Annotated in this window: 13 protein-coding genes and 2 tRNA genes; 8 read left to right on the forward strand and 7 right to left on the reverse strand. The window is 34.1% G+C overall.

The annotated features are described in order from the left end of the window. The 3 genes from CVD18_RS11850 to CVD18_RS11860 form a co-directional block, all read left to right on the forward strand. On the forward strand, positions 1–661 hold a 661-nt coding region (locus tag CVD18_RS11850), incomplete at its 5' end, for an IS3 family transposase (protein ID WP_146052765.1). 97 nt (positions 662–758) lie between these two features. Next, on the forward strand, positions 759–1,319 hold the full coding sequence (locus tag CVD18_RS11855) for a hypothetical protein (protein WP_233194537.1): 561 nt from the start codon (positions 759–761) through the stop codon (positions 1,317–1,319). A 46-nt stretch (positions 1,320–1,365) separates the two neighbouring features. Continuing rightward, complete coding sequence (locus CVD18_RS11860; RefSeq protein ID WP_103865660.1) at positions 1,366–1,584, forward strand: T9SS type B sorting domain-containing protein; 219 nt, start codon at positions 1,366–1,368, stop codon at positions 1,582–1,584. 65 nt (positions 1,585–1,649) lie between these two features. On the opposite strand, the gene CVD18_RS11865 is transcribed toward CVD18_RS11860, so the two are convergent. After that, the gene (locus CVD18_RS11865; protein ID WP_103865661.1) at positions 1,650–3,167 is read right to left on the reverse strand and encodes an OmpP1/FadL family transporter; all 1,518 of its coding nucleotides are present in this window, start codon (positions 3,165–3,167) and stop codon (positions 1,650–1,652) included. Positions 3,168–3,270: 103 nt separating this feature from the next. Continuing rightward, positions 3,271–4,347 carry a hypothetical protein gene (locus CVD18_RS11870; protein ID WP_103865662.1) on the reverse strand — a complete coding sequence of 359 codons (1,077 nt, stop codon included), beginning with the start codon at positions 4,345–4,347 and terminating at the stop codon, positions 3,271–3,273. A gap of 99 nt (positions 4,348–4,446) precedes the next feature. Here CVD18_RS11870 and proS point away from each other — a divergent pair, with 99 nt between their 5' ends. From proS to rpsT, 4 genes are all read left to right on the forward strand, one after another. Then, the gene (proS, locus tag CVD18_RS11875; protein ID WP_103865663.1) at positions 4,447–5,925 is read left to right on the forward strand and encodes a proline--tRNA ligase; all 1,479 of its coding nucleotides are present in this window, start codon (positions 4,447–4,449) and stop codon (positions 5,923–5,925) included. Between the two features lie 76 nt (positions 5,926–6,001). Then, positions 6,002–6,073 (forward strand) — tRNA-Glu (locus CVD18_RS11880). Positions 6,074–6,141: 68 nt separating this feature from the next. Further along, positions 6,142–6,213 (forward strand) — tRNA-Glu (locus CVD18_RS11885). A gap of 34 nt (positions 6,214–6,247) precedes the next feature. Further along, on the forward strand, positions 6,248–6,496 hold the full coding sequence (gene rpsT / locus CVD18_RS11890; RefSeq protein WP_103865664.1) for a 30S ribosomal protein S20: 249 nt from the start codon (positions 6,248–6,250) through the stop codon (positions 6,494–6,496). A 177-nt stretch (positions 6,497–6,673) separates the two neighbouring features. Here rpsT and CVD18_RS11895 read toward each other — a convergent pair whose 3' ends face one another. The 3 genes from CVD18_RS11895 to CVD18_RS11905 form a co-directional block, all read right to left on the reverse strand. Then, positions 6,674–7,912: a glycosyltransferase gene (locus CVD18_RS11895; protein WP_103865665.1), complete on the reverse strand. Its 1,239-nt coding sequence runs from the start codon at positions 7,910–7,912 to the stop codon at positions 6,674–6,676. 62 nt (positions 7,913–7,974) lie between these two features. Further along, positions 7,975–8,751 (reverse strand): zinc ribbon domain-containing protein, encoded by a 777-nt coding sequence (locus tag CVD18_RS11900; protein ID WP_103865666.1) that lies wholly within the window; start codon positions 8,749–8,751, stop codon positions 7,975–7,977. Between the two features lie 3 nt (positions 8,752–8,754). Next, positions 8,755–9,849 carry a Nif3-like dinuclear metal center hexameric protein gene (locus CVD18_RS11905; protein WP_103865667.1) on the reverse strand — a complete coding sequence of 365 codons (1,095 nt, stop codon included), beginning with the start codon at positions 9,847–9,849 and terminating at the stop codon, positions 8,755–8,757. A 101-nt stretch (positions 9,850–9,950) separates the two neighbouring features. Here CVD18_RS11905 and lpxK point away from each other — a divergent pair, with 101 nt between their 5' ends. Next, positions 9,951–10,958 carry a tetraacyldisaccharide 4'-kinase gene (gene lpxK, locus CVD18_RS11910; RefSeq protein WP_103865668.1) on the forward strand — a complete coding sequence of 336 codons (1,008 nt, stop codon included), beginning with the start codon at positions 9,951–9,953 and terminating at the stop codon, positions 10,956–10,958. Between the two features lie 76 nt (positions 10,959–11,034). Here lpxK and CVD18_RS11915 read toward each other — a convergent pair whose 3' ends face one another. Together CVD18_RS11915 and gap are read right to left on the reverse strand one after the other, a co-directional pair. Continuing rightward, on the reverse strand, positions 11,035–13,275 hold the full coding sequence (locus tag CVD18_RS11915) for a response regulator (protein WP_233194538.1): 2,241 nt from the start codon (positions 13,273–13,275) through the stop codon (positions 11,035–11,037). A 9-nt stretch (positions 13,276–13,284) separates the two neighbouring features. Next, on the reverse strand, positions 13,285–14,289 hold the full coding sequence (gap, locus tag CVD18_RS11920; RefSeq protein ID WP_103865670.1) for a type I glyceraldehyde-3-phosphate dehydrogenase: 1,005 nt from the start codon (positions 14,287–14,289) through the stop codon (positions 13,285–13,287). Between the last annotated feature and the right edge of the window lie 22 nt (positions 14,290–14,311).

Consider the following 14,311-nt stretch of genomic DNA (forward strand, 5'->3'; position numbering starts at 1 on the left):
AGGTTATAGAGTATCTAGAAACAGGATCTCTCGATTAATGAAATCTAACGGGTTAAGAAGTAAATTAAAAAAGAAATATAAGATAACTACAGATTCAAATCATTCTTTTCCGATATTCAAAAATCATTTAGATAGGGATTTTAACCCCAAAAGATTAAACCAGGTTTGGGTTTCTGATATTACTTACATTAAAACCAATAAAGGATGGTTATATTTAACAACATTAATTGATCTATATGACCGTCAGGTCATAGGTTGGTCATTGAGTACTTCTTTGTTTACTGATCAAACAATAGTACCAGCTTGGAAAATGGCAACTTCCAAAAGAGCAATAGAATTACCTTTACTTTTTCACTCCGATAGAGGAGTTCAATATGCTAGTAAAGAATTTAAAAAAGTTGTTACTGCTAATAAGTTAATTACCCAATCTATGAGTAGAAAAGCAAATTGTTGGGATAATGCAGTAGCTGAATCTTTCTTTAAAACACTGAAGACAGAACTTGTTTACCATCATAATTTTAAAACAATACAAGAGGCTAAAACAGCGGTGTTTGACTATATAGAGGTGTGGTATAATAGAAAAAGATTACATTCTTCTTTGGGATATAAAACCCCTATAGAAGTTGAATTAGAATTTTATAAACTTAAAAATACAGCATAGGTCTTAGAAAAATTGTCCGAATTTCTCTTGCAAGTCCAATTGTGTATCTGATGTGCCTGCGCAATTTGATGTATTGGTAACGCCTTTATCTTTTTTTATGGATAATGAATCCTTTATAGGTAAAAGGGATGTATGTGTTTTTCAAGTTGGAACACCACAAAATGCGGTTGAACTGGGTAAGGATTTAGAAAAAATTGATGGGCAAATATATATATATGATTGGACTCCTGATAATCTAGATAAGGATGGGGATGGTAAAGAGGATGCTATTTTTGTAGTGACAGAGTTAACAGAAGAACAAATTTATACAGTGACAATAACAAGAGTAGGAGAATCTGCAACCCCTACATGTACTAACGCTATTAATCCAGAAACAGGTGAAAGGTATGAAATAACCTTAGTTCCTACAGCGGCTCCGAATAGAGTGAATTATGAGGGGCAGGAAGAAGTTTTTTTTAATAGGTATGCTATATCAGCAATTCCTGAATTTTCTATAGGGGATATTTCTGACTTTGAGTATCAATTAAATGATGGAGGGTATCAAGATTCTCCAGTTTTTACAAATTTGGGTTCAGGAGATTATATGATAACGATTCGTAATAAATTTGGGTGTACACCAGAGGTTCGTTCTGAATTGATAGAATTAGGGGTATCCTAAATATTTTACACCAAATGGTAATGGTTTTCATGATGGGTGGAGTCTTGTGAATATTGAATATCAATCCACAACTCAAATCTATATATTTGATAGGTATGGTAAGTTTCTTAAACAATTGCGAGTAGGAGGTTTGGTATGGGATGGCACTTATAATGGAAGAAATATGCCTTCGTCAGAGTACTGGTTTAAGGTTGAGTTTGATGATACTACTGGTTTAGATACAAAAAGAAGGGGGTTTTCAGGGAGTTTTTCTTTGATACGATAATGAAAAAAATAAGCATGGAAATAACACTATTATTTCCATGCTTATTTTTTTAAGATATCAGTACCTTAAAAATTCATTCCTAATGTAAATGTTAAGTTTTCTGTGTAGTTATCTACAGAGGTAAAATTGCTAAAACCAGAATTAGGATAAAAACTTTCTGTATATTCTTGTTCTGAGTAATCATAGGCAATATCAAACTTGAATTTTCCGAAATCAAAACCTGTTCCTAGCGAAAACCCTGTTTTGTCTCCCATAACCAGTTCGTTTTTATATGGGCTCTCCTCAAAAACATATCCCCCTCTTACACTCCAGTTACCATGTCTCCATTCTGTGCCAATTCTAACAGTAGAAGTGCCTTGTAGATTACGATCTATTTCTCTGTTGGTATTGGTAAAGCTAATTCCTTCATCAGAACTTAATTTTGTGGTTGAGTAATCTTTATACGCATAATCCAAACTTATTAACCCTTGTTTGCCAAATAAAAAAGCGATACTTCCTGTTGCTTTTGCAGGAGTTCGTAATCGATATTCTGGGAAAATATTTATTACATCGGGATCTGTAAAATATGTTTCGTTTCTATCACGACTATAAGTTTCTAATTGTTGTATGGTTTCTTCTTCGATATAATATACTGTAGGAGATTCAAGAGAAGCGCCAAGACGAATCATATTGGATATTTTGGCGATACCTCCAATTTGTGCAGAAAGACCAGCTCCTGTAGTAGATAGCTTATTAGTAAATATTACTTCATTAATAATGCTTCCTGTATTATTGTTTGATTCATAAAATTCAGTAACTCTATCATAGTTAATAAAATGAGTGTTAAGATTAACTCCTATATAAAAACCCTTATTAATTTGCATTCCTCCGTTTATGGTAAACTTTCCATTTAGTCCTGTGCTTTCTGTAAAATATTCTTGATCAAAATTACCAGGTGCTATATTAGAAATATAAGAGGTGTTGTTTGGGATAGAATCTCTTTCCTCTATAATAAAAGCTTCGCGACCAAGAAAAGCTTGTTGCGCAGCATAACCTTCTTGTTCTCCGAGATAGTTGTAATGACCGCTGATACTTTCTCCAGCTCTTCTTGAAATCAGGTTTAAAGGAAGCCCTTGTGCTTCTGTACGAAAGAAGCTTTCTATAGAGGTGTTGCTTTGCCCATTTGTAAATAATTTATTGGCATTATCTGTAGTTTGGTCATAGGTTAAACCTAAAGATATTTTATTAATCCCTGAAGAATCATCATCCTGATAATTGTTATATACAAAAATAGCTCCTATTTGGTTAAAATTTAAATTACTTGAGTTGCGATTATTAAGTGTTCCAAGGTAATTAGCATCATTATTAATATTTCTGGAAGAAATTGTTATAGAACCAAAAGAGTTTAAAAAAACTGCAGAACCAGCAGGGTTTATTTGTAGCGCAGATATGTCTCCTCCAAGAGCTCCAAAAGCGCCACTCATACCTCTATATCTTGCAGATCCTAGAATGTTTTGTTGAGAATACCTCAATGCGTCATTAATATCCTGAGCATTCAAAAAAGACATAGATAGTATACCTATGAATAAGAATAGCTTTTTCATTTATTTTTAAATTTTTAATTAGAGAATTTCTCAATAATTAGGTAAGATATTCAAGAATTTTATTGTCTATGCGTTTAACTACGAAAAGTGTTTAAAGAAAATTTTAGTTTCTTCCACGACTTCTACCGCCTCCACGGCTTCCGCTACTTCTAGATCTACTGCTGCCACTAGATCTAGAAGCACCACTACTACGAGATGAACTACCTCTTGAGTATCCTGAGCTTCGACTTCTAGAAGAACTTCTTGATGAAGGAGAGTAACTTCTGCTTCTTGTAGAAGAGCTACTTCTAGAACGTGTTGTAGGACTTGAATATCTAGAGCTACTTCTGCTAGGAGAAGAAGAGCGAGAACGAGAATATGTATTGTTATTTGATGAACGATTGGAGTAACTGGATGATGATCGAGTTCGTCGTGATGCATTTACTCTTCTACTGTTGGTATATTCTTGTCTACTTCTGCTATAAGCAGATGATTTTCTTGATCTTGTATTGTAATTTGAGTTATATGCTCTACGGCTTCTGGTAGAGTATGCATATGAGTTTCTTGCTCTTCTGTTATAAGCAAAATATCTATTTCTTCCGCGATATGGATACCTATTATAGTAACCATAATTACCAGCGTAATAGGGTCTGAAAAAAGGTGGACAATAAAACCCTCCATACCAATACGGATTATTCCATCCTATTCCCCAGTTTGATCCATAGTAACCACCCCATCTGGAGCCATACCAATTATATCCCATTCCCCAATAGGGTTGACCATACCATCCTCCTGCAAATCCTGTGTTAATGACATTGATGCTTACTTCATCATGGTTACTGCCCCATGCAGGTTGCCCTGTTTCATAACCTAAGGCTGTAGCGGTGGTATCTGCTTCATCATACTCATCATACTCATCACTAGAATATGAGTCAATGTCGGTAAAAACGGCATCATCTTCAATGGCATTATCTATCTGCGAAGATTTTTCTGAAAAATAATTCGCATAATAACTCGTTTCTTGGTTTGTAGTTGTAGTTCTGGGTTGAGATTCAGTGTTTTTTTGGCTTCTTGCTTCGTCATAAATACCATCTCTATAAGATGTATATTCATAAGAACCACAGGATGTCAACATAAGTGTAGAGGTAAGTAGTAAAAAACCTACAGCTCCTTTTTTCTGAAAATAATTTTTAAATCGCATATCTTCCTATTTTATTGTCGAACAATACAAATTTAGTTAGTTTTGTGCTAACTAAATTATATTTAACAAAGTCACAACATTTGTGCCAAATAGCAGTTTATGAGTAAGAATTTAACAAAGCGTAGTGAAGATTATTCAAAATGGTATAATGAATTGGTCGTAAAGGCTGATCTGGCTGAGAATTCAGCAGTAAGAGGGTGTATGGTAATTAAGCCCTATGGGTATGCTATTTGGGAAAAAATGCAGGCTGAATTGGATAAAAAATTTAAAGAAACGGGGCATCAAAATGCATATTTCCCATTATTTGTACCTAAAAGTTTGTTTGAAGCAGAGGAAAAAAATGCAGAAGGTTTTGCAAAAGAATGTGCTGTAGTGACTCATTATAGACTTAAAACTGATCCTGAAGATGCCTCTAAATTAGTAGTGGACCCAAATGCAAAACTAGAGGAAGAATTGATTGTAAGACCAACTTCTGAAGCTATTATCTGGAATACTTATAAAGGATGGGTGCAATCTTATAGAGATCTTCCTATTTTGGTAAATCAATGGGCAAATGTAGTGCGTTGGGAAATGCGTACCAGATTATTTCTTCGTACTGCAGAGTTTTTATGGCAAGAGGGACATACAGCACATGCAACAAAACAAGAGGCTATTGAAGAAACCGAGCAAATGAATAATATATACGCAAATTTTGTAGAAAACTTTATGGCAATTCCAGTTATTAAAGGGAGAAAAACTGAAAGTGAGCGTTTTGCTGGTGCAGAAGATACGTATTGTATTGAAGCATTAATGCAGGACGGAAAAGCTTTGCAAGCAGGTACTTCGCATTTCTTGGGACAGAATTTTGCAAAAGCTTTTGATGTTAAGTTTACTACTAATGAAGGTAAGCAAGATTATGTGTGGGCGACCTCTTGGGGGGTTTCTACACGTTTAATGGGAGCTTTGATAATGACTCATAGTGATGACAATGGATTGGTGTTGCCTCCAAACTTGGCTCCAATACAGGTAGTAATTGTGCCAATTTATAAAGGAGAAGAACAATTGAACCAGATTTCTGAAGTAGCCAATATCTTAGTTACTGATTTAAGGACTAAAGGTGTTTCTGTAAAGTTTGATAATAGAGATACTCATAGGCCTGGAGCCAAATTTGCTCAATATGAATTACAGGGGGTGCCTTTGAGGATAGCTATAGGGCCTAAGGACTTAGAGAAAGGAACGGTAGAATTAGCTCGTCGTGATACGCTAACAAAGCAGTTTGTTTCTAGAGATGAAGTGGTAGGAACTATAGAATCATTATTGGTAGAGATTCAAGATAGCTTGCATCAAAAAGCAACGCAGTTTAGGGATGAACATATAACAAAAGTGGATTCCTTTGATGAGTTTAAAGATGTTTTAGAGAAAAAAGGAGGGTTTATTTCTGCACATTGGGATGGAACCTCTGAGACTGAAGAGAAGATAAAAGAATTGACTAAAGCGACGATACGATGCATTCCTTTTGATGCAGAGGAAGAAAATGGAAAATGTATTTTTAGTGGTAACTCATCTAAAATCAGAGTGTTATTTGCAAAGGCATATTAAGGGTGAAGAAAAAAGTGAAATAACACTTGCGCCATTCAAAAATAGTTGTATTTTTGCATCCGCAATTAGGCAACATGGCCCGTTCGTCTATCGGCTAGGACGCCAGGTTTTCATCCTGGTAAGAGGGGTTCGATTCCCCTACGGGCTACAAATATTGAAATTAATTGTGAGTTTAAAGTGAAAGTTTTAAATTTGCAATCCTTGAAAAAGGAAAATGGCCCGTTCGTCTATCGGCTAGGACGCCAGGTTTTCATCCTGGTAAGAGGGGTTCGATTCCCCTACGGGCTACGAATTTTATAGTAAAAAATTTAATAGAAGAGAGATGGCAAATCATAAGTCAGCATTAAAGAGAATCAGAAGTAGTGAGACAAAGCGTCTTAGAAACAGATATCAACATAAAACAACGCGTAATGCTATTAAGAAATTGCGTGAAGCTGATAAAGAAGGAGCCACGGCTTTACTTCCGGGTGTAGTTTCTATGCTTGATAAGTTAGCAAAAAACAACGTTATTCATAAGAATAAAGCGGCTAACTTAAAGTCTCAGTTAACGAAGTATGTAGCTGCTTTGTAAGAAGAAGTACTACTTTTTTATATACGTCAAAGGCGGAAGTATTTTAATACTTCTGCCTTTGTCTGTTGTTGTAAGGTGTGTAATATTTATTCTGGATCAAGACGAAATGTTGTGTTTATGTAAATATTCTTCAAAGAGAATTTTAGGTATTGATTTTATGTCCAGTTGTTGTGTGTGCTATGTTTTATTTTTTTCCTCTATCCAGCGAGCCATGAACTCGGTGCTTCTCATGGTGTGATATTGTAAGAGGTTGCCAATAAAATTTTGTGCACGGTGTTTGGGTAACTTTTGCTGTAGTGTTATAATGTGTTTTAAGAAGAGGGAAGAGAAATTCTTTTTTTGAAATTTAGTATTTATAATCTCTACTCCGTTTTGCTGTGATTGTTGCCATAAATTTTTATTGGTAAATAGTTTTATAGCTGCTTTGGCAAACTTTTCAGGGTCATTTACTATAAAACCATTCCAGTCAGATTCCTCGTCGAGCATTCCTTCTGCGCCAATGGTTGTTGTGATGCTAGGGGTTCCGTATAACATCGATTCAATAAGCTTTCCTTTGATCCCTGCTCCGAATTGAAGCGGAGCTAAGCATACTCTAGATTTAGATATTACATCTTTGGCGTTTTTTGCCCATCCTTTGATGAGAAATCCTTCTTTTGGGTTGTGTAATTGAGTTGCTTTGCGAGGTGGGTATGCTCCGTAAATATGGAGTTCGGCTTCTGGTAGTTCTTTTTTAATAAGCGGCCAAATGATTTCTTTAAGGTGTAATACGCTATTCCAATTTGGGGCATGACGAAAGTTGCCTATGGTAATGAAATGATTTCTGTTTTCGTAACAAGGCCATTTTTCTTGGTTTTTTGTGGTAATTGGATCGTACAAGAGGGGTAGGTAGAGTAGAAGGTCTTGGTTTATCTTAAAAGTGTCTTTAAGTAGCTTTATTTCAAAGTCTGAAATAATTAATGATAGGTCGCATCTGTAGATGCTGGCTATCTCTCTTTTGGTGTGATCACTATTTAAAAGGTCTTGTATGTTGAATTCTGTCTTCTTTTTATAGGCTTCGTGTCTTGTTTTTCTTAAAGAGTGTAGGTCTTCTGTGTTTAGTATTTTTAATGCGTGAGGAAGGTGTTTTGTTATTCTCCATCCAAATTGTTCTTCTGTTATGAATCTATCAAATAGTATTGTGTCTGGTTGTAGTTCTTTGATAAAGGTGTCAAAATTAAGATTATTGATTTCTATAGTTGTTTGGGTTATGTTTAATTCATCAAGATTAACCATGTGTTCAGTTTGGATTGCGGTACTGGCAAAAGTGATTTTCCAATTTTGAGATAAAAATAACTTGATGAGTTGTAACATTCTGCTTCCGGCGGCAGATGAATTAGGTTCGGGCCAAACGGCACCTATGATGAGGAGATGATTCATTTACTGGTGTAATCAAAAAAGCCCCAGTAAAAACTGAGGCTATGTATATTGAGTAATCTTTATTATAATTTTGAGAAAAGAGTTTCCATTTTTTCTTTTTCTTCTCTTGCTAATTCTTGATCTACCAAGATTCTGCCACTGTGCTCATCTGTGATAATTTTTTTACGAGAAGCAATCTCCATTTGCACCTGCGGTGGAATGGTAAAGAAGGATCCTCCTGATGCTCCACGCTCAATTGGTACTACTGCGAGACCATTTTTTACGTTGTTACGTATTCTCTTGTATGCTTTGATCAAGCGATCTTCGATTTCTTTTTGGTAGTCTTCAGATTTAGAAATTAATGCTTGTTCTTCTTTTTCTGTCTCTGCTAGAATCGCATCAAGTTCACCTTTCTTATGTCCAAGATGTTCATTACGTTCACCAAGTTTTGTTTTGGTTTGGTTAATGATTTCATTCTTTTGAACAATTTGAGCTTTGTGTTCTTTTATATGCTTTTCAGCTAATTGAATTTCTAATTCTTGAAACTCCATTTCTTTGCTGAGAGAATTGTATTCACGATTGTTACGAACATTTTTTTGTTGCTCTCCGTATTTCTTGATTAGCGCTTTGGCTTCTTCGATCAGGTTTTTCTTATTCTTAATGCCTTCATCAATAACATCAAGGTCATTGTTTAGCTTTTCTAATCTTTTGTTTAATCCAGCTACTTCATCTTCAAGATCTTCAACCTCTAATGGTAACTCTCCTCTTACGTTTCTGATCTCATCGACTCTAGAGTCAATTAATTGCAAGTCATATAAAGCTCTTAATTTTTGCTCAACAGTAACTTCTTTCTTTGCCATGTTTTATATGTATTGAATAGGATTGGTATTTTTATCCGATAAAATGATTGCAAAATTACTGATTTTTTTTCTAAGATAACTAACAATTAGGTTTTTTGTGTATTGTTCGCTTTCATAATGACCAATATCTGCAAGAATTAAGTTTCCTTCGGCTTCATAAAATTGATGGTATTTTAAATCTGAGGTGATAAATATATCAGCTCCAGCGTATCTAGCATTATTAATTGCAAAACTACCGCTACCGCCTAATACTGCTACTTTTTTGATAGGCTTTCTTAATAAAGCAGAATGTCTTACACATCCTGTTTTGAATACTTTTTTTAGATGTTTTAAGAAATCAATTTCGTTTATTTCTTCATGAAGTTCACCAATCATTCCTATCCCAATATTTTGATTTTTATTTTCAAGAGTAGTGATTTCGTATGCTACTTCTTCATAAGAATGATTTTTGAAAAGAGCTGAAAGGATTTTTTTTTCGTTATGCTTTGGGTAAGTAACTTGTATTTGGATCTCTTTCTCGTGATGTATCTTTCCTATTTCGCCAATTGAAGGATCTGCATTTTCTGATGCTTTAAAGGTACCTGTTCCTTCTGAGGAGAAACTACAATTGTCATAGTTGCCTATACTTCCTGCTCCAGCTTCAAAAAGTTTATGTCGTAGGGTTTCTGCTTCATTAAGAGGAGCATAGGTAACTAGCTTTTTAATGTTTCCGCTTTGGGGAATCAGAATTTTACGATTGATTAACTCTAATTGCTCGCACATCATATTGTTTACTCCATGTAAAGCATTGTCTAATGCAGTATGAATTGCAAAAATGGCAATGTCATTTTTGATGGCTTTCATTACTACACGCTCTACATAATTGTTTCCGTTAAATTTTTTAAGCCCTTTGAATATAATGGGGTGAAAACTTACAATTAGATTACAGTTGTTTTCTATAGCTTCATCTACTACGTTTTCTAGTGTGTCTAGAGTTACAAGAACTCCTGTTAACTGCGTATGTGAGTTTCCAACCAGTAAGCCTACATTGTCAAAATCTTCTGCATATGCCATTGGGGCCAAAGCCTCAAGATGTTGTATAACCTCTTTTATTTGCATTGTTATATATCTTTTTCTGAATAAAAAATGAATGTAAAAAAACTTTTGTCAATAATCAAAGTTTCGTTTTATACTTTTGTCATGAAAAAAAAATAATACTTGTGAATTTACTGCGGAAACTACTCTTGCCTTTTGTGCCATTTTATTATATAGTGACATGGTTGCGAAATTTATTGTACGATATGGGAGTTAAGAAATCTACAGAATATGAATTTCCTTTGCTAGCTGTGGGTAATCTAAGTGTAGGGGGTACTGGTAAGTCCCCTATGGTAGAATACTTGATAGTATTGCTTAAAGAGAGGGTAATGTTGGCCACTCTAAGTAGAGGGTACAAAAGAGAAACTGATGGTTTTCAGTTGGTAACTCCTCTTTCTACGGCAAAAGAAGTTGGAGATGAACCACTTCAGTTTAAAAAAAAATTTGAAAAGGTTATTATTGGTGTTGATGCAGATAGACGTTCAGGGATAGCTAAGTTGAGGTCTTTGTCCCCTCAGCCTGAAGTAATCTTGTTGGATGATGCTTATCAACATAGAAAAGTCAAGGCAGGGTTCTATATTTTACTGACTGCTTATTATGATCTTTATTGTGATGATATAGTTTTACCCACAGGAAATTTGAGGGAGCCTAGAAAAGGTGCTAATCGAGCAAATATTATTGTGGTGACAAAATGCCCTAATGATTTGTCTCATGAAGAAAAAGAAAGAATTACTAGTAGGTTAAGTATTGAGCCACATCAGTATTTGTTTTTTACAACGATTAGTTATGAAGAAACTGTTAGGAATACTTCTAAGTCAATTTCTATTGATAGTTTTAAGGATACTTGTTTTACTCTAGTAACAGGAATTGCTAATCCAAAACCATTAGTTGATTATTATAAGTCTTTGGGTTTAAAATTTGACCATATTAGTTTTCCAGATCATCATAATTTTACTGATATAGAGTTGAAAGAGTTAAATAATCTGGGGTTTATTATTACCACAGAAAAAGATCATGTAAGACTAGCTTCGTATGTTGCTAAGGAGAAATTATGGTATCAGCCTATTAAAGTGAAATTTCTAGAAGGAGCAAACTCTTTTGAGACTAAAATACTTGAGTATATCGAAAAATAGTATAGGGTAGATTATTTTTGTTTCGAGAATAAGGAGGGTGAAGATTAAAATCTTTAATAACTACAATGTTGAGAGATTAGGCTGTAGTTTGTTTTTTTATGAGGGCTTTATGTAGCTTGGTGAAAAACTCCTCTGTTTTATATGGTTTAGGTATTATATCATTGAATCCATTTTCATAGAATTCATCTAGATTGTCGTCTAAGGTAACAGCTGTTAGTGCAATGATAGGAATTTCTTTATTGAATTCTCTAATTTGTTTAGTAGCTTCAATTCCGCTAATTCCTGGCATATGAATATCCATTAAGATAAGGTCAAAATTATTTTCTTTTGTTTTACTTATTGCAATGTCTCCATTATCTGCAACATCACATTTTATTTTATTTTTTTCAAGAATTTTTCTGGTAATTATTTGATTGATTTTATTGTCTTCTACAACCAGAATATGTTTGTCTATAATTACATTGAAGTCAATTTTTTTGGCTTCTTCTTCGTAGTTGGTAGTTTTGCCCTCAAAAACATCAAAATTGAGAGTAAATAAAAACTTAGATCCTTTTCCGAGTTCACTCTCTAATTTGATTTCACTATCCATAAGAGATAGTAAATTTTTTACAATAGATAAACCTAATCCAGTACCTCCAAATTTTCTATTTATTTGGACAGAACCTTGTGTGAAATTTTCAAAGATGCTAAGTTGTTTTTTTTCTGAAATCCCAACTCCATTATCTTCGATTTCAAAACTAAGCAACACTTTGTTTTCTAATTTATTAATAGGTTTTACGCGTATCCAGATATCTCCATTTTGTGTGAATTTTATAGAATTCCCGATAAGATTGATAAGGATTTGTGAAACTTTTAGAGGGTCTCCTTTTAATTTGGAAGGGATGGATTCATCAAATTGGTAATGTAGTTTGTTGTTTCGGTCTTTTGCAGACTTGCTTAAAGCAATTAGAACATCATTAATTCGTTTTTTTAGATTAAATGAGGTGTTTTCTAATTCTACTTTATTTGCTTCTAATTTATTAAGATCAAGTATGTTGTTTATTAATGATAAGAGGTATTCTCCTGAGAATTTCAGGGAATTAAGATGTTCTTTTTGATTAGGTGTTGGGCTTTCTTCAAGTAATAAATGAGTTAACCCTGTTACAGCATATAGAGGGGTTCTTAATTCATGGGTTATAGTAGAAAGAAATTGGACTTTGGCTTCACTGGCTCTTTCGGCATTTTCTTTTGCTAGTATAAGTTCGGTATTTTTGTTTTGTAACAATTCGTTAGCTCTGGCTCTAAGGTTATTGTTTTTGTATAATGATAGTGTGAGTAAGGACAATATGGTTATTAGAGCTATACTTAATATGGTGGTAAGACGACCTAATTTTAATGATTTTTGTTGTTGAATATTTTCTTCTGTGAGTTCTTCTATAAGAACATTGTTTTCGTTTAAGTTTAATTTAGCGCTTGCTTCCTGGGCTATAATTTCTTTATTGGTATTAAATAAAGAGTCTTTGATTTTTTCGTGAGCCCTAAGGTTGTCAAGAGAAGTAAGGTAGTTTTCTTTTTTCTCGTAGATCCTGCTATAAAGTTCATAGCATTCTGATCGTATCTCGGCATATTCCATTTCTTTACCAATCTTCATCGCTAGATCGTTTGTCTCTTTTGCTCGATCTGGTTCATTTAGTAGTAATTCTGCTCTTGCTTTATTAGTGAGTAGTTTTGCTTTGAAGTAATTTTGCTCAAAGGAATTAATTATTGGTAATCCATTATTGAAGTGCTGAATTGCTAACTCAGGGCGATTTTGTGCGAGAGCTAAAAGACCGAGATTTAATTGTATAGGGCCTTCCTGATTTTTTATTTTATTTTTTTGGGTTAGAGAAAGAGCATCCTCTAGGATTTTTAAAGCTGTTTCGTATTTTTTAAGTTTTGTAGCAACAGAGCCATAGATAGTGTAAGAGCAGGCTAATGTAATTTCGTCTTTTTGATGATTTTGGATTGCAATAGCTTCAAGAATTTGTTGCTCGGCCTTTTTTATGTCTCCCAATTCTCTATAGAGTTTAGCCAGGACCATATTGGTTTTAGCAATATAAGTTCTATCTCTTTTTTTTAGCGCTAGTTCTTTTGCGTTTATTATATTAGAAAGTGCAAGCTCTAATTTTGTTTGTTCTATTGAGTGGGAAGCATTTGATAAAAAAAATTGAATAGAATCTTTTATTTGATTGTTTTCAAGTTCTGATGTTTGTGCAGGACTAAGAAAACAACAAATAAGTAATAACGTGATTATAAAATATTTGATTTGGGTTGGCATTTTTCCTCTGAAATATCTCAACTAAGATAGTTATTTCTGGCAAATGTTGATAATTAAATCAATTATTCTGTTGCTGTACCCGATTTCATTATCATACCATCCTATGATTTTTATCATCTTTCCTATAACTGAAGTCATAAGTGAATCAAATGTGCAAGAGAATGGGTTGCCAAGAATATCAACAGATACGATAGGATCTTCTGTATAAGATAGAATGCCTTTTAAGTTGGTTTCTGATGCTTTTTTGAATGCAGCATTAATTTCTTCGATAGAAGTAGGGTTTTTTACATTGAAGGTAATGTCTGTAAGTGATCCGTTTGGTACAGGAACTCGTATACCACATCCCCCTATAACGTTACTTAGGTCAGGGAATATTTTTGTTAGTGCTTTTGCAGCTCCTGTTGTGGTAGGAACTATAGATTGATTGGCGGCTCTAGCTCTTCTTAAGTCTCTGTGAGGTTGATCATGAAGGCTTTGATCGGTGGTGTAGCTATGTATTGTGGTGATGTATGCTTGTTCAATTCCACAGAGATCATTTACTACCTTGATCATAGGAGCTGCATTGTTGGTGGTGCATGAAGCGTTTGAGATGATAGTCTCAGAGCCATCAATAATATGGTCATTTACCCCCATAACAATAGTTTTTATACTGTCTTCAATTGGGGGAGCAGAGAGAATGACTTTTTTAGCTCCAGCAGTAAGATGTTTCTCTGCATCTGATTTGGTTTTAAATTTCCCTGTTGATTCTATAACAACATCAATATCGTATTTTTTCCAATTACAATTCTTAGGGTCTGTTTCGTTTAGTAATGGTATTAAGATATTGTCAACTATTATATGTCCTTTGGTGTGTGATATTGTGGCAGGAGAAATACCATGAATACTGTCATATTTAAGAAGGTGACTTAAGGTTTTTGGATCAGAAAGATCATTGATAGCTACTACCTGTATATCTTTATGATTGATTAATAACCTAAATAAATTACGGCCTATTCTTCCAAAACCATTAATTGCAACTCTAGTAGGTGTATTCATTAAATTTTACAGCTTTTATAAG

This window comes from Aquimarina sp. I32.4 (genome assembly GCF_002924285.1).
Taxonomy (GTDB): Bacteria; Bacteroidota; Bacteroidia; order Flavobacteriales; family Flavobacteriaceae; genus Aquimarina.